Origin of the sequence: Methylocapsa palsarum (assembly GCF_900114285.1) — a bacterium.
Taxonomy (GTDB): domain Bacteria; phylum Pseudomonadota; class Alphaproteobacteria; order Rhizobiales; family Beijerinckiaceae; genus Methylocapsa; species Methylocapsa palsarum.
Genome location: NZ_FOSN01000014.1, coordinates 30427 through 54138 on the forward strand (window position 1 = coordinate 30427; position 23712 = coordinate 54138).

The following is a 23712-nucleotide window of genomic DNA, read 5'->3' on the forward strand; positions in this document are numbered from 1 at the left end:
GGTCAATTTACATTGACATTTTTAAGTGTAATAAAATACTGACAGATGGGAACGGCTAAATCAACGGCTTTATTCGGAAAGCGGGCCCAATGTTGAGCAGAACCCGTGTCGTGGTGATCGGAGCGGGGGTTGGCGGACTTGCTGCGGCGTCAGACCTTGCAGCGCAGGGGCTCGACGTTCTCGTCATCGACAAGGCTCTGGCGCCTGGCGGCAAGATGAGACAGGTTTCCGCCGGAGGAGCGCAAATCGACGCCGGCCCGACCGTTCTGACGATGCGCTGGGTTTTCGAGGAGCTTTTCGCCGCCGCGGGGCAAGCGCTCAACGATCACGTGACCTTGCGGCCGCTCGACATTCTGGCGCGGCATGCATGGAGCGATCAGGAAAGGCTTGATCTATTCTCGAGCATTGCGCGCACGCAGGAGGCCATTGGGGCGTTTGCGGGAGCGGCGGAGGCCCGTCGGTATGGCGCTTTCTGCGCCGAGGCCCGGCGGATCTATGAGGCTCTGGAGCAGCCTTTCATCCGGTCTTCGAGCACAAATCCGATCGGGCTCGTCGCGCGGTGCGGACTAAGCGGCATCGGCGGATTGTCCCGCATCAATCCCTTCACGACCATGTGGGGACGGCTGAGCCAGCATTTCCAGGATCGGCGGCTTCGACAATTGTTCGGGCGCTACGCGACCTATTGCGGTTCGTCGCCATTCCTGGCTCCAGCGACCCTGATGCTCGTCGCTCACGTGGAGCGGGAGGGCGTCTGGATCGTTGAAGGGGGGATGCACAAGATTGCGGCCGCGCTCGCGGAAATGGCGTCGAGGCGGGGAGTTTCATTTCAGTATGGGCGACGGGCCGAAGAAATCATTGTATCGGGAGGCCGCGTGGCCGGCCTGCGTCTCGCCGACGGGGATCTGATCGAGGCCGGCGCCGTGGTCGTGAACGCCGACGTCAACGCGCTCGCGGGCGGGCATTTCGGCGAAGGCGTCCGCACGGCCGCGGCGGGCGCTCCTTGTCCGGCGCGCTCCTTGTCCGCGGTGACCTGGGCGATCTGCGCGAAGCCGGAAGGGTTTCCCCTTGTCCGGCACAATGTCTTTTTCTCGACCGATTACGAGGCTGAATTCGACGATATCTTCCGGCGTAAACTCCTTCCGTCCGAGCCCACCGTCTATGTCTGCGCGCAGGATCGCGCGGACGGCGGGCCTTCCGGGCCTCGTCGGGAAGAGCGCCTGTTGTGCCTCGTCAACGCTCCCCCCACCGGCGATTCCCACACGTTCACCAGAGCGGAGATCGAGCAATGCGAGAAGCGCGCCTTTGGCCGCCTGGAGCGCTGCGGCCTTGTCGTACGGATGCGCCCGGAGATGAGCGTCGTCACGGACCCGAACGAGTTCGAACGCCTGTTTCCGGCGACCGGAGGAGCGCTCTATGGCCGGGCGTCGCATGGATGGCGGGCGTCGTTCCAGCGGCCGGGGGCAAGGACGAGGATTCCAGGCCTGTATCTCGCCGGGGGGAGCACGCACCCGGGGCCGGGCGTGCCGATGGCGGCTTTGTCCGGCCGGACGGCGGCGGCGAGCCTGCTGGCGGACCTTGCTTCGACGCGCCGGTTCCACCCGGCGGCTACGCCTGGTGGTATGTCGACGCGCTGAGCGACAATGGCGAGCAGGGCCTCGCGATCATCGCCCTCATCGGCAGCGTCTTTTCTCCCTACTACGCATGGTCGAAACGATTTGACCCCCTCAATCATTGCGCGCTCAATGTCGCGCTCTATGGCCAACGCGGCAGCCGATGGGCGATGACCGAGCGCGGCCGGAACGCAATTGCGCGCTCCGAAAAAAGGCTCGAAATCGGCCCCAGCTCGCTCGAATGGGACGGCGGCGTCCTGACAATCAGAATTGACGAATGGACGGCGCCGCTTCCTTCGCGAATCCGCGGCGTTGTGCGGGTCCGGCCAGACGCTCTCACTGAAGCCGAGTTTCCGCTCGACAGCGCGTCCCGGCACTGGTGGCGCCCAATCGCGCCGAGGGCGAGGATCGAAGTTGACATCGAATATCCACGGCTCCGCTGGCGTGGAGAAGCCTATCTAGATTGCAACCATGGGGTCGAACCCCTCGAAGACGCCTTCACGCGATGGGACTGGTCGAGAGCCAATCTGCGCGAAGGCGCGGCGGTTCTCTATGACGTCACATGCCGCAACGGCGAAGAGCGTGGACTGGCTTTGCAATTCGATCCGTCTGGCGTGGCGCGGCCTTTTGCTCCTCCGCCGCGAACCAGTCTGCCGCCGGTCGGCTGGGGCGTCGCCCGTTCGACGCGCTCGGAACACAAAGACGGGCGCGCGGAGGTGCTTCGAACGCTCGAAAACGCGCCTTTTTACGCCCGTTCCGTTGTTTCGACCGAGCTGCTCGGCGAAAAAGTCGTCGCGATGCACGAAAGCCTTTCGTTGGATCGCTTTCGCACGCGCTGGGTCAAGCTGCTGCTGCCGTTTCGTATGCCGCGCGCTGTGCTGTAAGCCGCCGGCGCACAAGGATGGCTCACGCTGCTTCGTCGATTCCTGGAGGCGCTTTGCGTTTTTCAGCGCGCGCCAGGCAATGAAGCTGCCAGAGTCCAAGCGCCAGGACGACCCCGAAACTCAGACCCAACTCAAAAAGAGCGTAAAGCGCAGGGGTCATCCGTCGAGTTCGCCGAGCCCGTGGCGGCGCATCTTCACGTAAAGACTCTGACGGCTGACGCCGAGCATGTCGGCCGCCGAGGCGCGGTTGTCCCTGGTGAGTTCAAGAGCGGCCTTGATCGCGAGCCGTTCGACGATATCGGTCGATTCGCGAACGAGATCCTTGAGCGGAACCCGGCCGACAAGTTCGGTCAATTGTTCGACGGATCGAGGCGTCGGACGCTCGGCCGGGTTGATCGCCTGGGGACGTCCGCCGCGCCGGATCGTGAAACCGAAGCACGGCTGATCGCCGTCCGGGGCCGCAACCGCCGTTATTTCCACAGACTCCGCCGCCCCATGGAGGCTCCGCAGGGTTGTTGCGAAATTGCGCACCGATCCATGTTCACGAAGGTGCGATGTCAATACGCTGAAGGCGGCCCCGTCAGGCTCGACGAATTGATCGAGAGAGAGGGCGCGAGCGTGTTCTTCTGTCGCGAGATCAGCCATATCGATGAAGGCGGGATTCGAACAAAGGATCCGCCAGTCCGCGTCCGTCACAACAAAACCGTCGGGAAGCTTCTCGACCATACGCAGCAGCGCGGACTTCGTCGAGGACAGATCCGGCTCCCGGATCTCGGCGCGAAGAGGCGCGAGGCGAATCAAGAAATGCGAAGAATTTTCCTGGCGGAAAAGCGAGGCGGAAATCATGCATTCCGCGGAGCCGTCCGTCAGCCGCGCCTGAACATTCTCGCCCTGTCCCGCGACGCTGACCGCCGTCAGGAGCGAATGAATCGCAGGTGCGTCGCCGGAGACGAACAGATCAGAAAACAATCGACCCACGATCCGCCGAACGCTCCTGCCGGCGAGCCGGACAGCGGCGGGATTGGCCTCTACGACCTTAAGGCTCGCCGCATCCACGATCAAAACAGCTTCCGAGGAGATTTCGAAGAGCAGCCGATACCGCGTCTCGGCCGCTCGCAGGCGCCAGGTTTCGCGCTCCAACGCCACCTGGGCGTCCATCAATTTCTGTTGCGGTTTGACCTGCGCGCGCAAATCGCGGCCGACCGCGATGACGCGGCCGTTCTTGCCGACCTGCATCGCGAAATAGCGAATCGGAAGATCTTCGCCGCTCGTCGAAGAATAGTGATTGACATGACGCCATCTTGGCGGGTTTTTCGCGGCGGCGTCGCGCAGCATCTCAGCGATCTTGGGGCGGCTCTCAACGGTAACGGTGTCAATCCAGGACCGGCCTCGCCATCCCTCTATCGCATCTTCAGAAGAAACGTCATTTCCGAATGCGACGTCGCGGATAAGCCCCTTGCTGTCCATCACAAGAGCCACATCGGCTATCGCCGCGATCAGCTTGGACGAATCCACCGCATCGAGGGCTCCAAGTGAGTCCTTCAGTGGTTCCCGCGTAGCGGCCATAATCTCCATCGCTGTTCAGGAATCCCTTCATCAAGCGCGATTTAAGCCTCTCACTTATCATTGATGGGCCAACTGCGCCACGAGATTTTCGGCTCTCTCGACCGCCTGAAGTCCGTGTTCCCCCGATCCGTCCGCGCCGATTTGCCGGACGAATTCAGGATGATCGTTGAAAACCCGGCCGCCCACCATGACCACGATCATACGATTGCGCGAGGCCCGGCGAACCGCTTCGATGACGGTTTTGGCGAGGTCAAGCTGCCTTTCCGCGCTGATCGAAAGCCCGACCAAATCAAACGCGTCGCAACGGACGGTTTCCTCGATCCTGTCACCCGTGGCCAGCGGCCAACCGATGACGTCCCAGCCGGCGCGCCGAAAGAAATCGGCCGCCATGACGATTCCGAACGTGTGCTGATCGCCCGGCAGCGTCGACATGACCGCCCTGTGCTTCTGCCCCAAGGTCTCGCCTTCGCCGACGAAGCTTGGACTTAGTCTGCTGAGGATATGATGCAACCGGCTGAGGCCGACGGCTACATCGGCGCAGGCGCAAAGATCATCATCCCATAATTTACCAAGGCGCCGGGCGGCGGGCGACAGAAGATCGAGGTAGATGGCGTCCAGGCAGGCGCCGTTCTCACAAAGCGCGTCAACAAAGGCGTCGGACTCGTCGGCATTTTTTGCGATGATGAGACGGGCGAATTTTTCGATATCAATTCTGGCGCCGAAATGTTCCGCCGCATCGGGTAGGGTTAAGGAACGCATCGAGCGCAGCTTGTGCGCCAACATCAAACGCGGGAGTATCTCTGTCTCTATGGTATGTTCGAGATCCGCCCTCGAGCCTTGTCGTGACCCCTTATGTTGGCGCCGGTTGATGATTCTCCGGCTTTGAGATTGGCCGCCGCAGATTTGCGCGTCAAATTGGGTCGTCAACAAATTGGGATCGTAACACGCCATCCCCGCCCCCCAACGATTTGGCGCCTTAGGCGCGAACTCTGATGAGTTTCTTTAGTTTATGCCGTGATCTATGCGCATTTGGCGGCAGGACGTAAGAGACGCTCGCAGCCCTCAAGGCGTGGAAATGCCTGAACCGAAATTAAAGTTTCGTCCGGAAAGGATTTTTGTCAAGACCCTGTGTAAATAAAAATAGACGTAAGAAATTATTGACAGTCGCGGGAATGTCGATTTAGCCTCAACCAACTCAGACGCATGAGCGGAGGGTTCGGGTGTCGCAACGATCGAGCGCAGGCAATGAAGGGCGAACCCCGCTCTATTCGCCAGAAGAACGCCGCCGGCGCGACGCTTCGCCATGGACGATGGTCCAGGGAATTCTGGCGCCCGTGCAATTTGCGATTTTTCTCGTCAGCCTTGGGCTGGTGCTGCGCTATCTCGCCACGGGAGCAGGGCTTTCGCTCGCGATCGCATCCATCGTCGTCAAAACCCTCGCGCTCTACGCCATCATGGTCACAGGATCGATTTGGGAGAAGGCCGTCTTCGGCCGCTATCTCTTCGCTCGCGCCTTTTTCTGGGAAGATGTGTTCAGCATGCTCGTGCTGGCGCTGCACACGCTCTACCTCTTCGCGCTCATTTTCGGCTGGATGTCCGATCGAGAATTGATGTTCCTCGCCCTCGCCGCCTACGCATCCTACGCCGTCAACGCGATCCAGTTTCTCTTGAAGCTGCGCGCGGCGCGGCTCCAGCAGGCCTGGCGATCCGGACAAGAAGTGGAGGCCGGAGAGGGCGGCGCTTTCGAGGGCGCGCGATGAATGCGCAAACGCCGCTGGCGTCCCCCATCGCGACCGCGTCCGCGCCTGCCGCAGAGCAGAACATTCTGCGTGAGCGCGGACAACGGGAAGTCTTTTGCGGGCTGACCGGAATCGTCTGGCTGCACAGAAAGATTCAGGACGCTTTTTTCCTCGTTGTGGGATCTCGAACCTGCGCTCATCTGATCCAATCCGCGGCTGGCGTGATGGTCTTCGCCGAACCGCGATTTGCGACGGCGATTATTGATGAGCGCGATCTCGCCGGCCTCGCCGACGCTAACGATGAACTCGACCGTGTCGTCGCCAAGCTGATCGAGCGGAGGCCGGACATCCGTCTTCTCTTTCTTGTCGGATCCTGTCCGTCGGAAGTCATCAAGCTCGATCTTTCGCGCGCCGCCGCCCGGTTGTCCAAAGTCTTCTCGCCAGGATTGCGCGTTCTGAATTATTCCGGCAGCGGCATCGAAACGACCTTCACGCAAGGAGAGGACGCATGCCTTGCCTCGCTCGTCCCGGAGCTTCCCGCCGAGGCGCCTGGGGCCGCGCCGTCACTGTTGATCGCGGGCGCCCTGGCCGATGTGGTCGAGGATCAATTCACGCGCCTTTTCGCCGCTATGTCCATAGCTCCGGTTCGTTTTCTGCCTGCCCGAAACAGTCAGGATTTGCCTCCGGTCGGGCCGAATACGCGTCTCCTGCTGGCGCAGCCATTTCTCGCCGAAACCGCGCGCGCGCTCGAAAATCGTGGTGCGAGGCGGATCAGTGCGCCGTTCCCTCTTGGCGCCGAAGGGACGACGGCCTGGTTGCAGGCCGCCGCGGACCAATTCGACGTCGACGAAGAAACGTTCGACGCAGCGACCGCGGCGGGGCGCGAGCGGGCAGGCCGCGTCCTCGAGAGGCATCGCCCGAGTCTTGCCGGGAAAAGCATCTTTTTCTTCCCCGATTCACAGCTCGAGGCGCCGCTCGCGCGTTTCCTTTCGCGTGAACTCTCGATGCGGATTGTGGAAGTCGGCGCGCCTTATCTGCACCGCCAGCACCTTGCTGCGGAACTGTCGCTGTTGCCCGCCGGGACCATGTTGAGCGAAGGACAGGATGTCGATCGCCAGCTCGATCGGTGTCGGGCGGCGAAACCTGATCTGACCGTCTGTGGACTGGGGCTCGCCAATCCCCTCGAGGCCGAGGGATTGCGCACGAAATGGTCGATCGAACTCCTGTTCACTCCGATCCAGGGCTACGAACAGGCGGGCGACTTGGCCGAGCTTTTCGCCCGGCCGCTCGATCGTCAGAACCGGCTGAAGGCGTAGCGCCATGCAGCTCACGGTCTGGACATATGAAGGCCCTCCCCACGTTGGCGCAATGCGGGTCGCCACGGCCATGGAAGGCGTGCATTACGTGCTCCATGCGCCTCAGGGCGATACCTACGCGGATCTGTTGTTCACGATGATCGAGCGCCGCGATAGGCGGCCCCCGGTCACCTACACGACGTTTCAGGCGCGCGACCTTGGCGGCGATACCGCCGAGCTGTTCAAGACGGCGGCGCGGGACGCCTATCGTCGGTTCAAGCCGGAAGCCATGATCGTCGGCGCATCCTGCACGGCCGAACTCATTCAGGATGACCCGGGCGGTCTGGCGCGCGCTCTTCATTTGCCCATTCCGGTCATTCCGCTGGATCTTCCCTCGTACCAGCGCAAGGAAAACTGGGGCGCGTCCGAGACATTTTATCAATTGGCGCGCGCCCTTGCCGGCGCCTCGGCGCCGGCTCCCGGAACCGCCCGGCCGGAACGCGCCGAGGGGGTCAAGCCGAGTTGCAATCTGCTCGGGCCGACCGCCCTTGGATTTCGTCATCGCGACGACGTGCGCGAAGTGACGGCGCTTCTGGCGGCCCTTGGGATCGAGGTCAAGGTCGTCGCGCCACTCGGCGCGAGGCCGAAAGACCTGGCCCGTCTGGGCGAAGCTGATTTCAATGTCGTGCTTTATCCTGAGACCGGCTTGCAGGCGGCGGAATGGCTGAAGCGCACATTCCGGCAGCCGCTGGTGAAAACCTCTCCGATCGGCGTGATCGGCGTGCGGGCTTTCATCGAGGAAGCCGCGCTCATAGCAGGCGTCGATCCCGGTCCGACGCTGAAAGCGTTGGCTGCAAGGTCGCCGTGGTATTCGCGCTCGGTCGATTCGACATACCTCACCGGCAAACGCGTGTTCATCTTCGGCGACGCCACGCATGTCGTCGCCGCCGCGCAAGTGGCGCGCGACGAACTGGGCTTCACTGTCGCCGGAATGGGAACCTACTCGCGCGAATTCGCGCGGGACGTGCGCGTCGCGGCGGCCACGCACAACATCGAGGCGCTCATTACCGAGGATTATCTCGAGGTCGAGGCCGAGATTGCAAAACTCAATCCCGACCTCGTGCTTGGCACCCAGATGGAGCGTCATATCGCCAAGCGCCTGCGGTTGCCTTGCGCGGTGATTTCGGCGCCGGTCCATGTGCAGGATTTTCCCGCCCGCTATTCGCCGCAGATGGGTTTTGAAGGCGCTAACGTCATCTTCGATTCGTGGGTGCACCCGCTGATGATGGGGCTCGAAGAACATCTGCTCTCGATGTTTCGTGAGGACTTCGAATTTTCCGCCGCGGCGGCGCCTTCGCATCTTGGAGCGCATTCTGGGAATGAGCCGGCCGCATCTGGAATCGACGCGGCGAAAACGGAAGAGACACATTCATCTCAAGCGTCGGCCGCAGCTCCCGCAGTCTGGGCGATCGACGCCGAAAAGGAACTCGGCAAGATCCCGTTTTTTGTGCGCGGCAGGGCGCGGCGCAACGCCGAACGTTTCGCCGCCGATCGCGGGATCGCAACGATCACGATGGAGACTTTGTACGATGCAAAATCCCATTACAGCCGCTAAGACGCCCCCCGTCAGGGTCGTTTTCGTGACAATGGATACGCATCTGGCCAGCGCCACGGATCGGGCGCGGACAACGCTTCAGCGTGAAATCCACGGCTTGAGCCTCACCACACACGCGGCGTCGGAATGGGCCGCCGACGCTGCGGCGCTCGATCGCTGCTGCGCGGACATCGCGCAGGGCGACATCGTCGTCGTCGCCATGCTGTTCATGGAAGAGCATTTCAAGCCCGTGCTTTCAGCCCTGACCGCGCGGCGCGGGTCCTGCGACGCCATGGTTTGCGCCATGTCGGCGGGGGAAGTAACCCGCTTGACGCGGATGGGCCGGTTCAGCCTGGACGCTCCAACGAGCGGGCCGCTCGCTTTGTTGAAGCGCCTGCGCGGCAACAAGGGCAAGTCCGCCAGCATCGGCGCCAACCAGATGAAGATGCTACGCCGGCTGCCGAAGCTGCTTCGATTCATTCCCGGCACGGCGCAGGACATGCGCGCCTACTTCCTGACCTTGCAATATTTTCTGAGCGGGTCCGAGGAGAACATGGCGAACATGGTTCGCTTTCTGGTGGACCGATACGCCGATGGTCCGCGCCGCGCATTGCGGGGGAAACTCAAAATTCCGCAGCCGGCGGCGTACCCGGACGTCGGGGTCTATCATCCGCGCATGCAAGGCCGCATCGCCGAGGACGCCGCCAAGCTTCCGGGTTCCGTGGGACGCGGCGAGGCGACCATCGGGCTTCTCGTGATGCGTTCCTATGTCCTTGCCGGGAACACGGGCCATTATGACGGCGTGATCGCTGCGCTGGAGGCGCGCGGCCTGCGCGTCATCCCCGCCTTCGCCACAGGCCTTGACGCCCGTCCTGCGATCGAGAGGTTCTTTTTCGACAAGGGCCAGCCAGCCGTCGACGTTATGATTTCGCTCATGGGCTTCTCGCTGGTTGGCGGCCCGGCCTACAACGACGCCAGGGCGGCCGAGGAGATTCTGGCTCGCCTCGACGCGCCCTACATCGCGGCTCATCCGGTTGAATTCCAGACCATCGAGCAATGGCGCCGTTCCGATCGGGGCTTGCTGCCGGTCGAATCGACGATCATGATCGCTATTCCTGAGCTCGACGGCTCCACGGGTCCGATTGTCTTCGGCGGACGTTGCGAGGGCGGGGGAACCTGCGTCGCCTGCGACCGGAAATGCAGCTTTCCCAAAGCCGAAGGCGCCAAGGACATGCGGGTGTGCGCCGAGCGCGCGGAGGCTCTTGCGGCGAGGGTCGAAAAGCTCGCGACGCTGCGCCGCTCGCAGCGCGCCGCGCGCAGGATCGCGATCGTGTTGTTCAATTTTCCGCCGAATGCGGGCAATACAGGGACCGCCGCCTTCCTTTCGGTTTTCGAATCTCTCTACAACATTCTTCTGGCGATGAAGCGGGCGGGATATAGCGTCGAGGCGCCGACTTCGGTTGACGATCTGCGCGCGAGACTCATTGAGGGGAATTCGGCGCAGTTCGGGGCCATCGCCAATGTTCATTCGCGCATTCCCGCCGACGCGCATGTGCGCGGCGAGCGCTGGCTGAACGAAATCGAGGCACAATGGGGTCCATCGCCGGGCCGACAGCAAAGTGACGGAGCTTCGATTTTCGTGTTGGGCGAGCTCTTCGGCAACGTCTTCGTCGGACTGCAGCCTGCATTCGGCTATGAAGGCGATCCGATGCGGCTGCTTTTCGAGAAAGGCTTTGCGCCGACGCACGCGTTTTCGGCTTTCTACCGCTGGCTAAGGCAAGACTTCAATGCGCATGCGGCGCTTCATTTCGGGACGCATGGCGCGCTTGAGTTCATGCCCGGGAAACAATGCGGCCTTTCCGCCGCCTGCTGGCCCGAGCGTCTTATCGGCGATCTTCCCAATTTCTATCTTTACGCCTCGAACAATCCCTCGGAAGGGGCAATCGCCAAGCGCCGCTCCGCCGCGACTCTCATCAGCTATCTGACGCCCCCCGTCGCGAACGCCGGCCTTTACCGGGGCCTGATCGACCTGAAGGCCTCCCTCGACAGATGGCGGCAATTGGAGCCGGAGAAAGCCTCTGAGCGCGGCGAACTCGAAATACTCATCCAGGCGCAAGCCGCGGATCTCGATCTCACTGCGGCCGAGCCGGCGTGGGCGGCGCCGGCCGGCGAGAAGATCTCGAAGCTTGCGGCCGTCGTCCTCGAGCTTGAATATACCCTGATCCCCCATGGTCTTCATGTCGTTGGGGAGGCGCCTGCCATCGAAGAGCGCATTGATATGCTGATCGCCGTCGCCGAAGCGGCCCACGAGATCCGGCTGGAGCGCGCAAGCGTCGACGTGTTGGTGAGGACCGGGAGCGCGGACAAGGCTCTCGCCGCCGAAAGCGCCGGAAAGAGTGAGGCGGTCCCGGCGAAGACTCTCGACACGCTCCGCGAATTGGCCGCGATGGATAAGCTGCTGGCGCAGGACCAGGAGATCCCAGGCGTTCTTGACGCGCTCGACGGCCGGTACGTCCGTCCAGCGCCTGGCGGCGATCTTCTCAGAACGCCGGCGGTTCTGCCGACTGGCCGCAATCTGCATGGTTTTGATCCCTTTCGCATTCCGAGCGCCTACGCTGTTCAGGACGGCGCTCGTCAGGCGAAACGGCTGATCGAACGGCATATCGCCGACAACAATCCCGTGCCGGAGACCGTGGCGCTGGTTCTGTGGGGCACCGATAATCTCAAGACCGAGGGGGCGCCTATCGCGCAGGCGCTCGCGCTGCTTGGCGCGAAACCGCGTTTCGACAGTTACGGCCGACTGGCGGGCGCGACTCTCATTCCTCTTGATGAACTGGCGCATCCCCGCATCGACGTCATGATCTCGTTGTCCGGAATTTTCCGGGATCTGCTGCCGCTGCAGATCGCCCTCCTCGCCGAAGCGGCCCTGTTGGCGGCGTCCTCCGACGAACCAAGCGAGCGCAATTTCGTTCGCAAGCACGCCCTGGCGTTTCAGGCGGAGAACGGGTGCGATCTCGAAACGGCGGCGTTGCGCGTCTTCGGCAATGCGGACGGCGCCTACGGCTCCAATGTCAACCATCTTGTCGCGAACGGCCGCTGGGAAGATGCGGACGAACTTGCTGAAGCCTACACGAGGCGAAAAGGCTTCGCGTATGGCTGCAAGGGCGCGCCAAAGCAAGAGCCTCAGCTGCTCAAAAGCGTGCTTGCAAGCGTTGATCTCGCCTATCAGAATCTTGATTCCGTCGAACTCGGGGTCACCACGATCGATACGTATTTCGATACTCTCGGCGGCGTCACCAGCGCCGTGCGGCGCCTGAAGGGCGCGAGCGCTCCAGTCTACATCGGCGATCAGACCAGGGGGGAAGGAATCGTGCGCACGCTCGACGAGCAGGTTGCGCTGGAAGCGCGCACCCGCATGCTGAACCCGAAATGGTACGAAGGCATGCTGAAACACGGCTACGAAGGCGTTCGGCAGATTGAGGCCGGCGTCACGAATACGATGGGTTGGTCTGCGACGACCGGCCAGGTCGATCCCTGGGTCTACCAAAAGCTTTCGCAGACTTTTGTCCTCGACCCGGACATGCGCGAACGCCTTTCGAAACTCAATCCGACAGCTTCGGCGAAGATTGCGAATCGACTGATCGAAGCTCACGAGCGGAGCTTCTGGTCGCCCGACGAAGACACGTTGGAGGCGATGCGTCAGGCCGGCGCGGAGCTTGAAGATCGACTTGAGGGCGTTGGTCTGGAGGTTGCAGCATGAATATCCCCCTGAAGCAGATAGGCGGATGCGGAAGCAATGGTTCGTGCGGCGACGGCGAAGGGAGCGTACAGGTTCAAACCGACGCCTTGTCTGATCTTGGAATTGCTAAAGTCTTCGCGGTCTACGGAAAGGGCGGCATCGGAAAAAGCACGACCTCGTCCAACCTGTCCGTTGCATTTTCGAAGCTTGGAAAGCGGGTGTTGCAGATCGGCTGCGATCCCAAGCACGATTCAACATTCACCCTGACGAAGCGCCTCATTCCGACGGTCATCGACGTTCTCGAATCGGTTCATTTCCACCCCGAAGAACTTCGCATCGAGGACTTCGTTTTTGAAGGTTTCAACGGGGTGATGTGCGTCGAGGCCGGCGGCCCTCCCGCAGGCACGGGCTGCGGCGGATATGTCGTCGGCCAAACCGTAAAGCTTCTGAAAGAACATCACTTACTTGAGGATACCGATGTTGTGATCTTTGACGTGCTGGGCGATGTTGTGTGCGGCGGGTTCGCGGCGCCTTTACAATACGCCGATCGAGCGCTGATTGTCACGGCGAACGATTTCGACTCGATCTTCGCGATGAACAGAATCGTCGCCGCGATCGCGGCGAAGGCGAAAAACTACAATGTGCGGCTTGGCGGAGTCATCGCCAATCGTAGCGCCGGCGTCGACCAGATCGACAAGTTCAACGCCAAGGTCGGCCTGACGACGATGGCGCGTTTCCCGGACCTCGACGCGATCCGCCTCAGCCGCCTGAAAAAAGCGACGCTCTTTGAAATGGAAGCGACGCCGGAGATTGAGGCCGTGCAGGCGGAATATCTGAGGCTGGCCGCGGCCCTTTGGGCGGGGACCGATCCGCTTGCTCCTTCGTCGATGAAAGACCGCGATATTTTTGATCTTCTGGGGTTCGACTAGTGTCAAATCTTTCCTATCTGCAACGGCGCAGCCAGATTGAGACCTATTTCGACCGCACGGCGGTTGAGGCATGGGCCCGCCTGACCTCCGATGTTCCCGTCGGGCGGATCCGCGCAACCGTGCGGGCGGGGCGGGAAGACATGCGCCAAACGATCCTGAACTGGCTTCCATCAGACCTCCGCGGCTGCCGCCTGCTCGACGCCGGATGTGGGACCGGAGCGCTCGCCGTGGCGGCCGCCGAACGCGGCGCCGATGTTGTTGCGGCGGACCTTTCGCCTCAACTCATTGCATTGGCGCGCGGGCGGGCGCCGCGCGAGTTCTCCTGCGGCCGGATCGAATTTCGTTCCGGCGACATGCTGGATCCCTCGCTCGGTCATTTCGACCACATCGTCTGTATGGATTCGCTCATCCACTATCGTGTCGACGATATGGTGGAAAGTCTTTCCAAGCTCGCGGTCCGCGCAAGGCGATCTATCGTTTTCACTTTCGCTCCGAGGACGCCGATGTTGTCTCTGATGCATGGCGTCGGTCGTCTTTTCCCGCGCGCCGATCGCGCGCCGGCCATCGAGCCGGTGGGCGAAGCCGCCTTGGCGAAAGCGCTTGATGCATCGCCCGGGCTCAAAAGCTGGAAGCCGGCGCGCGAAAGACGGGTCGTCAGCGGCTTTTACATGTCTCAGGCGTTAGAGCTCCGTCCATGATCAGGATCAACGAAAAACTGGCGCAGGGCTGGACCCGTCTGGGTCCGAGATTCCTCCCCTTTGCAGACGCGGCGACAATCGAACTGCCTCTGACAAGACTGCTGCGACTTTCGCTATTCCAGGTCACCGTCGGCATGTCTCTGGTGCTGCTGATCGGAACGCTCAACCGGGTCATGATCGTAGAGCTCGGGGTTTCCGCGTGGCTGGTCGCGCTCATGGTTTCGCTGCCGCTCGTCTTTGCGCCCTTCCGGGCGTTGATCGGTTTTCGTTCGGACAACCACCGTTCTGTGCTCGGTTGGCGGCGTGCGCCCTATATCTGGTTCGGGACGCTGATCCAGTTCGGCGGTCTGGCGATCATGCCCTTCGCCCTGATTATCCTGTCGGGAGACACCAACGGCCCGCTTTGGGTCGGTGATGCGGCCGCGGCCTTGTCTTTTCTGCTGATAGGCGCGGGGCTTCATACGACGCAGACGGTGGGGCTTGCCCTCGCGACGGATCTGGCTCCGGAACATGCGCGCCCGCGCGTTGTCGCGCTTTTGTGCATGATGCTGCTGGCCGGTATGGTGACGAGCGCATTGGCGTTTGGATTTCTGCTCGCTAATTTCAGCGAATTACGATTGATCCAGGTTATCCAGGGCTCGGCTGTCATCACCGTGGCGCTGAACGTCGTCGCGCTCTGGAAACAGGAGCCTCGAAATCCATCGCGGACCCTAGCTCAGGCGTCCGAACCGACGTTTAGGGGCGCGTGGCGGGATTATCTGAACCAGGGCGAACGCTCCAGGCGCCGGCTTGTCCTTATTGGCGTTGGAACCGCCGCGTTCAGCATGGAGGATATTCTCCTCGAACCCTATGGCGGCCAGATCCTGCACCTTTCCGTGGGCGCCACCACGGCTTTGACGGCCACGCTGGCGCTCGGCAGCATCGCCGGATTGAGCCTTGCGGCCCGCAGGCTCAATCGCGGCGCGGACCCCTATCGCGTATCGGCGTTCGGGGCTTTGGTGGGGATCGCCGCTTTTACGTCTCTCATATTCGCCGCGCCGCTGGAATCGGGTTTGCTTTTTGGCCTCGGAACCGGCCTGATCGGTTTTGGCGCCGGGCTTTTCGCTCATGGCACGCTCACGGCCTCAATGAACGAGACCCGGAGAGGCGACGCAGGGATCGCGATTGGCGCCTGGGGGGCTGTGCAGGCGTCGGCGGCAGGCCTCTCGATCGCTCTTGGAGGCGCCATCAGCGACGGCGCGTCCGCGCTTGCGACACAGGGCCTTCTCGGACCCGGGCTGAATGGTCCGGCCACAGGTTATGTCATCGTCTACATGCTTGAAATTGCGTTGCTGTTCGTCACCCTCGCGGTGGCGGGGCCTCTCGTGCGCCAGTTGAGCGCCGATTGGACCGGACCGATCACGAAACAGGAATTCGAAACAGCGCACTAACTGGACTATCAGGGAGGCTACAGCTGTGATTGCCGAAGATTTCGATTTCGAACCAGTTCGCGGCCTTCCCGGCCATCTGCCGCCCGGAGAAACCCTGCTGTGGCAGGGTTCGCCCTCCTGGCGCGCCGTCGCCCGCACGGTTTACCGCCTCCCGATGGTTGCGGGATATTTCGGAGTTCTGATCGCTTTCGGAACTCTCTCGGCGCTGCTGGAAGGACAAAGCATCCGGTCAGCGGTCCAACCGGCCCTGTGGCTCGCGCCGCTCGGCATGCTGTCCATCGGCATATTGACGCTCATGGCCTGGCTCACCGAACGCACCACGATCTACTCTCTCACCAGCCGCCGCGTCATCATGCGGTTTGGGCTCGCCCTGCCCATCACGCTTAATCTGCCGTTTTCGCAAATTGGCGGGGCGGCGCTGAAGATTCATCGGGACGGCTCCGGCGATATTCCGCTGGACCTCGCGTCAAAGGATCATCTCGCCTACCTGGTGCTCTGGCCACATGCAAGGCCGTGGCGCTTTTCGAGGCCCCAGCCGATGCTCCGGTGCATTCCGGACGCGGACAAGGCCGCGCAAATTCTCGCGGAAGCGATGACATTGGCGTTCCCCGCGTCCGCCGCGAACGCACGGAGAGTCACAGATGTCGCGCCCCAGCCCGCTGCGCAACATAGCGCCGCCGCCGGCAAGGAGCGCAGACCCAGCATGGCCGCGGCGTCGTAGGGAGCAGGCGGATGAGCCATCAATTGGTTGCGAGGTCGTTTCCACGGACGCCCCTTATCGGCGCCGCTCTTCTTGTCGCCTCGTCGTTGTGTCTGGTCGCCTTTGCGCGCCTGACCGATATCGGCGTCATGCATACGGCCCTCGAGCGTCCGGCGGCCGCGCGCGATCTTCGATTCGAGGACAGTCCGAACGGTGCCGTGATCGTGTATGACGCCAGTACAGGCCTTGAGATTGACCGGCTCGAGCCCGGTTCTGGCGGTTTCGTCCGGGGCATCCTGCGGAGCTTCGCCCGCGGTCGTCGCGCGATCCAGCAATCGGCGGGCGTTCAGGCGCCCTTCCGGTTGAGTCTGAGCGCAAATGGCAGGCTGGCCATTCAGGACATCATGACCCGAACGATTATTGAACTTGATGCGTTCGGACCGACCAACGCCGAGGCGTTCGCTCGCTTCTTGACCGCGCAGGAGTCTGCGAAATGAACGTCATCAGTCTGTTGAGCGCCGGCCAGATCGAAGTACCCTGCACCGTGGACGTGGAGCACACTTCCGACAGTCTTCACGCCCATGTAGAGCTGGCGTTCGATCTTGAACTACGGCCGGGAGACGAGGTGACCGTCCAAGGCGATTCCATCGACGTCCCGTTCGGCGAAAAGGCGCTGCTAAGCCGCCGGGCCATCATCACGCGCGCCGGCTGGCTGAAGCGCGTGTGGATCCGATTGAGTTCGAGGCTGGAACTGACCGAACTCTATGAAGTGAGTTTTTCCTCGGGGAGGAAATTATGAGCGCCGTGCGAGCCGCCGAACCGAATCTGACGACCCAAATGGCGCAAGCCAACACTGTCCTCAGTCCCCGATTCTATACTACTAATTTCGCGGAGATCGATCGGATCGACGTCGGCCCCGTGCGCGCCGAGTGGGATGAGTTGATGGCCGAAATGCGACGCGATCCCAACAAGGGGCATTTTGTGCGGACCGACGAGTTCAAATCGGATCTTTCACATCTTCCGGAGGCGCTCCGCAAGGAGTTCATCGATTTCCTCGTAAGCTCGGTGACGGCTGAGTTTTCGGGCTGCGTTCTCTATTCAGAACTCAAAAAGCGGGCGAAAACTCAGGACATGCGCGATCTGTTCGGCTACATGAGTCGTGATGAGGCGCGCCATGCCGGATTTATCAACGATACGTTGAAGGATTTTGGAATCGGCGTGGACCTCGGATTTCTCACCAAGACCAAGAAATACACTTTTTTCAAGCCGAAATTCATTTTCTACGCCACTTATCTGTCCGAGAAGATCGGCTATGCGCGCTACATCACGATCTATCGAGAACTCGAAAGGCATCCGGAGCGTCGCATCCATCCGATCTTCAAATGGTTCCACGAATGGTGCAACGATGAATTCCGTCACGGCGAAGCCTTCGCGCTGCTGATGCGGGCAAATCCTCGATTGCTCAGCGGCATCAATCGATATTGGGTGAAATTCTTCCTGATCGCCGTTTACGCGACAATGTTTGTGCGTGACCATGCGCGACCCGAGTTTCATAAGGCGCTCGGCGTGAGCCCAACGGATTATGATTTCACCGTGTTCCGGATCACGTCGGAAATCTCCAGACAGGTCTTTCCCCTGACGCTCGATATCGATCATCCGGGATTTGTCGCGGGACTTGAACGGTTGCGCATCAATGCCGGGCGGATTGCGGAGGCCGAGAGTCAGGGTGGAATTTCAGGCCGCTTGAAGAAAGCGGCCTGGGTCTTTGCGTCCGCGCTTGCTTTCGCCCGACTTTATATGATCCCGGCGAAGCGGAACGAAGCGCCAAAGCAGATTCGTCTGTCGCCGGCCTGGTAGATTGGAGCAAGCGTTGATGTTGTTGCTTTATGGTCCGCCCATCGGTTACGCCCTGTTCCTGTGGTGGTTCAGCACGGGGGTTATTATAGTCCTTGATGGTTTGCCGAGGCGGACCTATTCGTGGACTATGGGCGGCGCGACGTTGGTCATGTTGGGATCGCTCTATGGTCTTTTTATGAGCAGCACAGACACCAGCGTAACCGGGGCCTACATCGCCTTCACGTGCGCCCTGTTGGTCTGGGGCTGGAATGAAATCAGTTTTCTCATGGGCTTCATCAGCGGGCCTCGGCGCGCGCCTTGTCCCGCCGGGGCCTCAGGGTGGCGACGGTTCCGCTACGCCGCGCAGACCCTCCTTTATCACGAGCTCGTCATAGCAAGCATTGCGGCCCTGATTATCGCGATTACAGCGAATGGCGCAAACCAGTTCGGAACCTGGACCTTCATCATTCTTTGGTTTATGCGTCTTAGCGCAAAACTGAACGTGTTTTTTGGCGTGCCTAATTTGACGGAAGAACTCCTTCCCGACCACATGAAATATCTGGAGAGCTATTTCCGCAGACGACCGATGAACCTCTTCTTTCCGGTCTCGATCAGTGTGTCGATGGTCATTGTCGTCGGGATCGTGCGGTCCGCCGCGGCGTCTGCGTCTCTATTTCAGGCGTCGGGGCACGCCTTTCTCGCCACGCTGATGTTTCTGGCGATCCTTGAACACTGGTTCCTGGTTCTGCCGCTTTCTTCGATCCGTCTCTGGAGCTGGAGTCTTCGAACTGATCGGTCTGGCCGCCGCGTGAAGGCGATCTCCGCAAATGAAAAAATCCCCGGCGGATTGCCCGCCGACATCATGGATGCGAATGCGAGTACGTGACATCCAGGCAAAGACACCCGAAATCGATGAATTTTCGCGGGAGGCGGGAATGTATTATGAAGCATTGTTTCAGCGCCAGATTGATGTCCTGCATCAAGAAGGACGCTATCGCGTTTTCGCCAATTTGAAGCGCCGGCGCGGCGATTTTCCTAACGCGAGAATTCATCGCGGCGAGTCGTCCCGTGAGGTGACGGTCTGGTGTTCCAACGATTACTTGGGCATGGGCCAGCATCGGGATGTGCTGGCGGCGATGCACGAGGCGATCGACGCCGTTGGAGCCGGTTCCGGCGGCACGCGGAATATCGCCGGTACGACACAATACCATGTTGATCTGGAGGAGGAGCTCGCGGATCTCCATGGCAAGGAATCCGCGCTGCTTTTCACGTCGGCCTACGTCGCCAACGACGCCACATTGTCGACGCTGGTCAAACTGATGCCAGGGTGTGTGATATTTTCGGACGCCGACAACCATGCGTCAATGGTGGAGGGGATCCGCCGAGGCGGCGGCGCCAAGGAAATCTGGCGTCACAATGACGTCAACGACCTCGAGCGCGCGCTGCGGAAATATCCACGGGGGACGCCAAAAATTATCGCGTTTGAAAGCGTCTATTCGATGGATGGCCATATTTCGCCGATCGCGAAAATATGCGACCTCGCTGATAAATATAATGCGCTGACCTATCTCGACTGCGTGCATGGAGTCGGACTCTATGGACATCGTGGCGGCGGCGTCGCGGAGCGCGACAATGTCATGCATCGGATTCACATCATCAATGGCACCCTGGCCAAGGGCTTTGGCGTTATGGGCGGTTACATTGCAGCGAGCGCTTCCTGTTGCGACGCCATACGCTCCTACGCCTCGGGGTTCATTTTCACGACTTCGATCGCTCCCGCGATCGCCGCTGGCGCGCTCGCGAGCATTCGGCATTTGAAGTCGAGCAACGTCGAACGTGAACTCCATCAGGAACGGGCGATGACGCTCAAGCTGCGTCTGGCGGAGGCGGGGCTTCCCGTTATGAAGAGCCCGAGTCACATTGTTCCGGTGATGGTCGGGAATCCGGTTCACTGCAAAGCGGTGACGGACGTGCTTCTCGACCAATTCAACATCTATGTGCAACCGATCAATTATCCGACCGTTCCGAAGGGGACGGAGCGTCTTCGGCTGACGCCGTCCCCCGTTCACACCGATGCGCAGATGGATCGTCTCGTCGACGTCCTTTCCGGACTTTGGCGGAAATGCCCTGTCGCCAACGGACATTACGTCAGGATCGCGGCGGAATAGGCAGTCTGTAGGGTTAGAGGACGAAGGCGGACGCGTCGGGAACGAGGCGATCGACGACTTTGGCCGAACAGAGGACGCCGGGAATTCCTGCGCCCGGATGGGTACCGGCGCCGGTCAGGTAAAGATTTCGGAGGCCTTCGGCGCGATTGTGGAATCGGAACCACGCCGATTGCGTGAAATAGGGCGCAATTGAAAAGCCCGCCCCGGCATAACTCAGATATCGGTTTTCGAAATCGCGGGGGGTCATAAAAAAGTCGGCGGTTATGCTTCCTTTCAGTCCGGGCAGGATGGTCCGGTCTAGCGCGTCCACAATGCGGGACTGAAGACGGGGGCCTTCCTCCGTCCAGTCGATCGGAGCAAGCAAGTTGGGCGTCGGGCACAGTACATAAAAGCTATCGCAGCCTTCCGGCGCAAAACTGGCGTCCGTAGCCGTCGGCCGATGCAAATAAAGAGAAAAATCCTCGGGAAGGCTCCGCCGCGTGAAAATGTCCTTTAGCAGCTCCTTGTAGCGTGCGCCCATCCAGATGGTGTGATGTGCAACATCCGGATATTTTCTGCGCGTTCCGAAATAAAGAACAAAAAGACCCATTGAAAGGCGTGATCTCTTTTTGATCTTCGTCATAATCGGCTGAACTTGCGTCGGTATCATTTCACGATACAGAAACATCGGGTCCACGTCGGAGACGACGATATCGGCGGCGATGGTCTCTCCGCTCTCGAGGGAAACGCCCTTGGCGGATCGGTTTTCGATCAGGATCTTGCTGACGGTTTCACCGAGGCGGATCTTGACGCCTTCGTCAAGCATCAACTTCTGTAGTGCTGCGACGATCGCGCCGGTTCCGCCCATAGCAAAATGCACGCCCCACTGGCGTTCGAGGTAGTGGATCAAGGTGTAGATGCTGGTCGTGTCAAAGGGATTTCCGCCAAGCAAAAGCGGCTGGATCGAAAAGGCCTGCCGCAGATTGGAATTGGTCAAATAGGCGGATACAAACTGCCAGACGGTGCGGTTGGCGCGGAGCCTCATCAGCGAGAGGGTCTGGCGCAGCATGGTCTTGGGTTCGTGAAAAGGCTGATCAGCCAATTCGGTGAACGCCTTTTCGTACATGAGTCGCGAGTGTTTGAGCATCGCGAGATATCCATTGACGTCTTGCGGTTCTATTCGCCTGATTTCCGCCAATGTGTCGTCGACGCCGCCGCCATAATCGAACGTCGTTCCGTCGTGGAAACGAAATCGGTACCACGGCGTGAGAGGGACGAACGTGACGAAATCGCGTCGGTCCTTGCCGAACAGCGCGAACAATTCGTCGAAAAGGAATGGAGCTGTAATGACGGTCGGACCCGCGTCATGTCGAAATCCATCCTTCTCGAAGACCTGAGCGCGGCCGCCTGGCCTGGGAGCGCGATCAATGAGCGTTACGCGCCAGCCCTTGGCTTTGAGGCGAAGCGCCGCCGCCATTCCGCCGAAACCAGCTCCGACCACAATTGCGCTTGGACCCGATTTTTCTTCCAACATGCGTCTGGTTGCTCCCAGATTTTTCAAGTCGCGGGGTCGAGGAACGAAATCTACAGCAAACCCTGGCCAATCCAATACGTGCGCAGTGCCGATCCCGGGCTTCCGAATTCAGCGAATTCACAACAAAGCATTCGAAGGGAGTGCGAGGCGGGAGCCGGCCTCAAAGACTGGCGCGGTTCCGTCCGAACCGGAACATGCTGTGCCAGCCGAATCGGGCGAGTTCCGCGACGTCGGTGAACCCTGCCGAGCGAGCCTGCTCCTCCAGTCTAGACCGCGTTTCCGGGTGGTCATAGTGAGTGAGGTGATCGCAGACAGCGTCACATTCCTGCGTGCTTAGCTCCGACCAATCGCGGCGAAGCCAATCGCAATAGCGTTGATAGTAGACCGGCAGGCTTTCATCTTCCTCTCTGACGACGTCGGTCAGCAATAGAATTCCCCTGTCCGATAGCCTGTTTGCCGCGGCGGCAAAAAACTCCCTCTTTAAATCTGTCGTCAAGTGATGAACGGCGAAGCTCGACTGAATGACGTCGAACTGGCGATCTCCATCATTCAACGCCGCTAGCAGGTCGCGATGCTTCAGGAGGACCGGGCAGGAAAGGATTTTGAGATTTTGGGCGGCGAGTTCGAGGGCGGTTTCGGACAAATCCACGCCCTCGTAATAGCTGACCGCAGCCGCGGCCAGGACAGGCGCAAGTATTGCTGCGTCACCGCATCCAAGATCAAGCAAAGAAAAGGGATGGTCGCTAAATTCAGAAAGCAGAAGGGCCTCGATCTGCGATCTGAATTGCGCATGATACATGTAATTTGCATCAACCACTTTACGGTAGGTGCGCCAAGAGTCGAAAAAATCGGAAGATTGTTGCTTGCTCATGAGACTCTTACTTGCGCCGAAAGGAAGCCGGCGAGGCCGGCGGCGGCAATCTCTGGTTATCCCTTAAGGATTTATAACCGTGAGGATTTCGATTCGAATTTGCCAAGGACAGCACAATCATGCCATTTTGAAATAATGCAATCTCTACCGACCAGAACCTGAGGTCGGATAAGCCGTTGAATAAGGAAGACGCGATCGGACACGGCCAAGGGGGCGGCGCGCATGAGGGGGTTGAAGTCCAGCTTCATTTCACCAGACAAGGCGCCGGCTCATCACGGGATCCGTTCCGATTCCAAAAGTCGCGACGCCGCCGAGACGCAGCCGCCCGTTCAGACGATTGATCGAACAGACCGGCTGAGAGTGATGATCGAATGCGAGATTATACCTCGCCTGATGATGGCTCATATCGAGCCGGACGCAAGCGAATTTTCTTCTTCGATCAAACGGCGAAATGCAAAATCCCTGAGTGTGGCGATCGATCACAACCCCCGGTTGACCAGGAATTAAAGGGATCGACGGAAGAATTCGGGAGCATGCGTTCACATCCCCGTCTGGAGCATATTCCGATCGGATTGAATCCATCCAATCGAGAAGACAATACTCAAGCTTTTGACTCTGGAGCGATTTCTGATCGATCGCATGAAGTCATGCGATCGGAAAGCGCTCCAAGGCTCGACATGCCTGACTCGACATGACTGATATGAGTCGCTGCGATCAATTTTTGGCTAAATCAATTGACGACGTCGAATTGTCCGAGTTCGCCGCTGTGCAGGTACGCCGCAAGCTTTTGAAGCGCGACGATGCCAAGGAGCAGGTAATCCGTTTCTCCGGCGCGCGCGGCTTCGAAGATGGACTCGGCCACGTAGCTTCTGAGAGACGCGACTTCAGCTTCGCTGAATGACGCCAATTCAGGCTGCAACAGTCCCCAGGCAAGTTCAAAGGCCGCTTTTTGGGGAATTGGCTCCCGGGTCTTGAATTGCTCCTGCGACGGCTGTTCGTTTTGAGCGACGCTTTGCGACATGGCGGTCTCCAGGCGCCGGCGAAGGCCGCCGAATACCAGGGCAATTGTCTTCTGAGTCAGCTATAGTATTGAAACAGCTTAAAGTTTGCCTTGAAAAAGAGCCTCTTCTCATGTCCGGA

At 60.4% G+C, this 23712-nt stretch carries 21 protein-coding genes; 15 read left to right on the forward strand and 6 right to left on the reverse strand.

Going from position 1 to position 23712, the window contains the following annotated elements; all coding sequences use genetic code 11:
- Nucleotides 1-89: 89 nt before the first annotated feature.
- The gene (crtD, locus tag BM177_RS14460) at nucleotides 90-1634 is read left to right on the forward strand and encodes a 1-hydroxycarotenoid 3,4-desaturase CrtD (RefSeq protein ID WP_091684884.1); all 1545 of its coding nucleotides are present in this window, start codon (nucleotides 90-92) and stop codon (nucleotides 1632-1634) included.
- Between the two features lie 146 nt (nucleotides 1635-1780).
- Entirely contained in the window at nucleotides 1781-2494 is a 714-nt protein-coding gene (locus BM177_RS14465) for a hydratase (RefSeq protein ID WP_342028921.1), read from the forward strand.
- Nucleotides 2495-2650: 156 nt separating this feature from the next.
- Here BM177_RS14465 and ppsR read toward each other — a convergent pair whose 3' ends face one another.
- The gene (gene ppsR, locus BM177_RS14470) at nucleotides 2651-4060 is read right to left on the reverse strand and encodes a transcriptional regulator PpsR (RefSeq protein WP_244532352.1); all 1410 of its coding nucleotides are present in this window, start codon (nucleotides 4058-4060) and stop codon (nucleotides 2651-2653) included.
- A gap of 57 nt (nucleotides 4061-4117) precedes the next feature.
- On the reverse strand, nucleotides 4118-4819 hold the full coding sequence (locus BM177_RS14475; RefSeq protein WP_175492621.1) for a cobalamin B12-binding domain-containing protein: 702 nt from the start codon (nucleotides 4817-4819) through the stop codon (nucleotides 4118-4120).
- Between the two features lie 461 nt (nucleotides 4820-5280).
- Between BM177_RS14475 and bchF the strand changes: the two genes are divergently transcribed.
- The 13 genes from bchF to hemA are packed head-to-tail and all read left to right on the forward strand — an operon-like array spanning nucleotide 5281 to nucleotide 20188.
- Nucleotides 5281-5820 (forward strand): 2-vinyl bacteriochlorophyllide hydratase, encoded by a 540-nt coding sequence (gene bchF / locus BM177_RS14480; protein WP_091684890.1) that lies wholly within the window; start codon nucleotides 5281-5283, stop codon nucleotides 5818-5820.
- On the forward strand, nucleotides 5817-7115 hold the full coding sequence (locus BM177_RS14485) for a ferredoxin:protochlorophyllide reductase (ATP-dependent) subunit N (protein WP_091684892.1): 1299 nt from the start codon (nucleotides 5817-5819) through the stop codon (nucleotides 7113-7115). Before bchF ends, BM177_RS14485 begins: the two co-directional genes overlap by 4 nt.
- A 4-nt stretch (nucleotides 7116-7119) precedes the next feature.
- Nucleotides 7120-8709: a ferredoxin:protochlorophyllide reductase (ATP-dependent) subunit B gene (bchB, locus tag BM177_RS14490; RefSeq protein WP_091684894.1), complete on the forward strand. Its 1590-nt coding sequence runs from the start codon at nucleotides 7120-7122 to the stop codon at nucleotides 8707-8709.
- A complete protein-coding gene (locus BM177_RS14495; RefSeq protein WP_091684896.1) occupies nucleotides 8684-12448 on the forward strand; it encodes a magnesium chelatase subunit H in 3765 nt (1254 codons plus the stop codon). The genes bchB and BM177_RS14495 overlap by 26 nt, the downstream gene beginning before the upstream one ends.
- Nucleotides 12445-13356 (forward strand): ferredoxin:protochlorophyllide reductase (ATP-dependent) iron-sulfur ATP-binding protein, encoded by a 912-nt coding sequence (gene bchL, locus BM177_RS14500; RefSeq protein ID WP_091684899.1) that lies wholly within the window; start codon nucleotides 12445-12447, stop codon nucleotides 13354-13356. Before BM177_RS14495 ends, bchL begins: the two co-directional genes overlap by 4 nt.
- On the forward strand, nucleotides 13356-14054 hold the full coding sequence (gene bchM, locus BM177_RS14505) for a magnesium protoporphyrin IX methyltransferase (protein WP_091684901.1): 699 nt from the start codon (nucleotides 13356-13358) through the stop codon (nucleotides 14052-14054). The genes bchL and bchM overlap by 1 nt, the downstream gene beginning before the upstream one ends.
- Nucleotides 14051-15484: a BCD family MFS transporter gene (locus BM177_RS14510; protein WP_091684903.1), complete on the forward strand. Its 1434-nt coding sequence runs from the start codon at nucleotides 14051-14053 to the stop codon at nucleotides 15482-15484. The genes bchM and BM177_RS14510 overlap by 4 nt, the downstream gene beginning before the upstream one ends.
- A gap of 25 nt (nucleotides 15485-15509) precedes the next feature.
- A complete protein-coding gene (gene puhB, locus BM177_RS14515) occupies nucleotides 15510-16205 on the forward strand; it encodes a photosynthetic complex putative assembly protein PuhB (RefSeq protein ID WP_091684905.1) in 696 nt (231 codons plus the stop codon).
- 11 nt (nucleotides 16206-16216) lie between these two features.
- Complete coding sequence (gene puhC / locus BM177_RS14520; RefSeq protein ID WP_091684907.1) at nucleotides 16217-16681, forward strand: photosynthetic complex assembly protein PuhC; 465 nt, start codon at nucleotides 16217-16219, stop codon at nucleotides 16679-16681.
- On the forward strand, nucleotides 16678-16983 hold the full coding sequence (locus BM177_RS14525) for a hypothetical protein (RefSeq protein WP_091684910.1): 306 nt from the start codon (nucleotides 16678-16680) through the stop codon (nucleotides 16981-16983). The genes puhC and BM177_RS14525 overlap by 4 nt, the downstream gene beginning before the upstream one ends.
- Nucleotides 16980-18041, forward strand: a complete 1062-nt coding sequence (acsF, locus tag BM177_RS14530) for a magnesium-protoporphyrin IX monomethyl ester (oxidative) cyclase (protein ID WP_091684912.1) — start codon at nucleotides 16980-16982, stop codon at nucleotides 18039-18041. The genes BM177_RS14525 and acsF overlap by 4 nt, the downstream gene beginning before the upstream one ends.
- Nucleotides 18042-18057: 16 nt before the next feature.
- Nucleotides 18058-18906 (forward strand): putative photosynthetic complex assembly protein PuhE, encoded by an 849-nt coding sequence (gene puhE, locus BM177_RS14535; RefSeq protein ID WP_210185917.1) that lies wholly within the window; start codon nucleotides 18058-18060, stop codon nucleotides 18904-18906.
- Nucleotides 18907-18955: 49 nt separating this feature from the next.
- Nucleotides 18956-20188, forward strand: a complete 1233-nt coding sequence (hemA, locus tag BM177_RS14540) for a 5-aminolevulinate synthase (protein ID WP_091684914.1) — start codon at nucleotides 18956-18958, stop codon at nucleotides 20186-20188.
- 13 nt (nucleotides 20189-20201) lie between these two features.
- Here the strand turns inward: hemA and crtI are convergent, their stop codons facing one another.
- The 4 genes from crtI to BM177_RS14560 form a co-directional block, all read right to left on the reverse strand.
- Nucleotides 20202-21701: a phytoene desaturase family protein gene (gene crtI, locus BM177_RS14545; RefSeq protein ID WP_091684916.1), complete on the reverse strand. Its 1500-nt coding sequence runs from the start codon at nucleotides 21699-21701 to the stop codon at nucleotides 20202-20204.
- 160 nt (nucleotides 21702-21861) lie between these two features.
- Nucleotides 21862-22572, reverse strand: coding sequence for a class I SAM-dependent methyltransferase (locus BM177_RS14550; protein ID WP_091684919.1), 711 nt, complete (start codon nucleotides 22570-22572; stop codon nucleotides 21862-21864).
- A 249-nt stretch (nucleotides 22573-22821) separates the two neighbouring features.
- The gene (locus BM177_RS20095) at nucleotides 22822-22977 is read right to left on the reverse strand and encodes a hypothetical protein (protein WP_175492622.1); all 156 of its coding nucleotides are present in this window, start codon (nucleotides 22975-22977) and stop codon (nucleotides 22822-22824) included.
- 325 nt (nucleotides 22978-23302) lie between these two features.
- Entirely contained in the window at nucleotides 23303-23593 is a 291-nt protein-coding gene (locus tag BM177_RS14560) for a hypothetical protein (RefSeq protein WP_091684925.1), read from the reverse strand.
- Between the last annotated feature and the right edge of the window lie 119 nt (nucleotides 23594-23712).

Bases quoted from the DNA above. Each gene is read 5' to 3' on its own strand.
- BM177_RS14495 (WP_091684896.1), top strand. From the start codon at position 8,684: ATGCAAAATCCCATTACAGCCGCTAAGACGCCCCCCGTCAGGGTCGTT.
- BM177_RS14510 (WP_091684903.1), top strand. From the start codon at position 14,051: ATGATCAGGATCAACGAAAAACTGGCGCAGGGCTGGACCCGTCTGGGT.
- hemA (WP_091684914.1), top strand. From the start codon at position 18,956: ATGTATTATGAAGCATTGTTTCAGCGCCAGATTGATGTCCTGCATCAA.
- bchB (WP_091684894.1), top strand. From the start codon at position 7,120: ATGCAGCTCACGGTCTGGACATATGAAGGCCCTCCCCACGTTGGCGCA.
- acsF (WP_091684912.1), top strand. From the start codon at position 16,980: ATGAGCGCCGTGCGAGCCGCCGAACCGAATCTGACGACCCAAATGGCG.
- BM177_RS14560 (WP_091684925.1), bottom strand. From the start codon at position 23,593: ATGTCGCAAAGCGTCGCTCAAAACGAACAGCCGTCGCAGGAGCAATTC.
- crtI (WP_091684916.1), bottom strand. From the start codon at position 21,701: ATGTTGGAAGAAAAATCGGGTCCAAGCGCAATTGTGGTCGGAGCTGGT.
- bchL (WP_091684899.1), top strand. From the start codon at position 12,445: ATGAATATCCCCCTGAAGCAGATAGGCGGATGCGGAAGCAATGGTTCG.
- puhE (WP_210185917.1), top strand. From the start codon at position 18,058: ATGTTGTTGCTTTATGGTCCGCCCATCGGTTACGCCCTGTTCCTGTGG.
- BM177_RS14465 (WP_342028921.1), top strand. From the start codon at position 1,781: ATGACCGAGCGCGGCCGGAACGCAATTGCGCGCTCCGAAAAAAGGCTC.
- BM177_RS20095 (WP_175492622.1), bottom strand. From the start codon at position 22,977: ATGAGCCATCATCAGGCGAGGTATAATCTCGCATTCGATCATCACTCT.
- ppsR (WP_244532352.1), bottom strand. From the start codon at position 4,060: ATGGCCGCTACGCGGGAACCACTGAAGGACTCACTTGGAGCCCTCGAT.
- BM177_RS14525 (WP_091684910.1), top strand. From the start codon at position 16,678: ATGAACGTCATCAGTCTGTTGAGCGCCGGCCAGATCGAAGTACCCTGC.
- crtD (WP_091684884.1), top strand. From the start codon at position 90: ATGTTGAGCAGAACCCGTGTCGTGGTGATCGGAGCGGGGGTTGGCGGA.
- BM177_RS14485 (WP_091684892.1), top strand. From the start codon at position 5,817: ATGAATGCGCAAACGCCGCTGGCGTCCCCCATCGCGACCGCGTCCGCG.
- puhC (WP_091684907.1), top strand. From the start codon at position 16,217: ATGAGCCATCAATTGGTTGCGAGGTCGTTTCCACGGACGCCCCTTATC.
- BM177_RS14475 (WP_175492621.1), bottom strand. From the start codon at position 4,819: ATGCGTTCCTTAACCCTACCCGATGCGGCGGAACATTTCGGCGCCAGA.
- BM177_RS14550 (WP_091684919.1), bottom strand. From the start codon at position 22,572: ATGAGCAAGCAACAATCTTCCGATTTTTTCGACTCTTGGCGCACCTAC.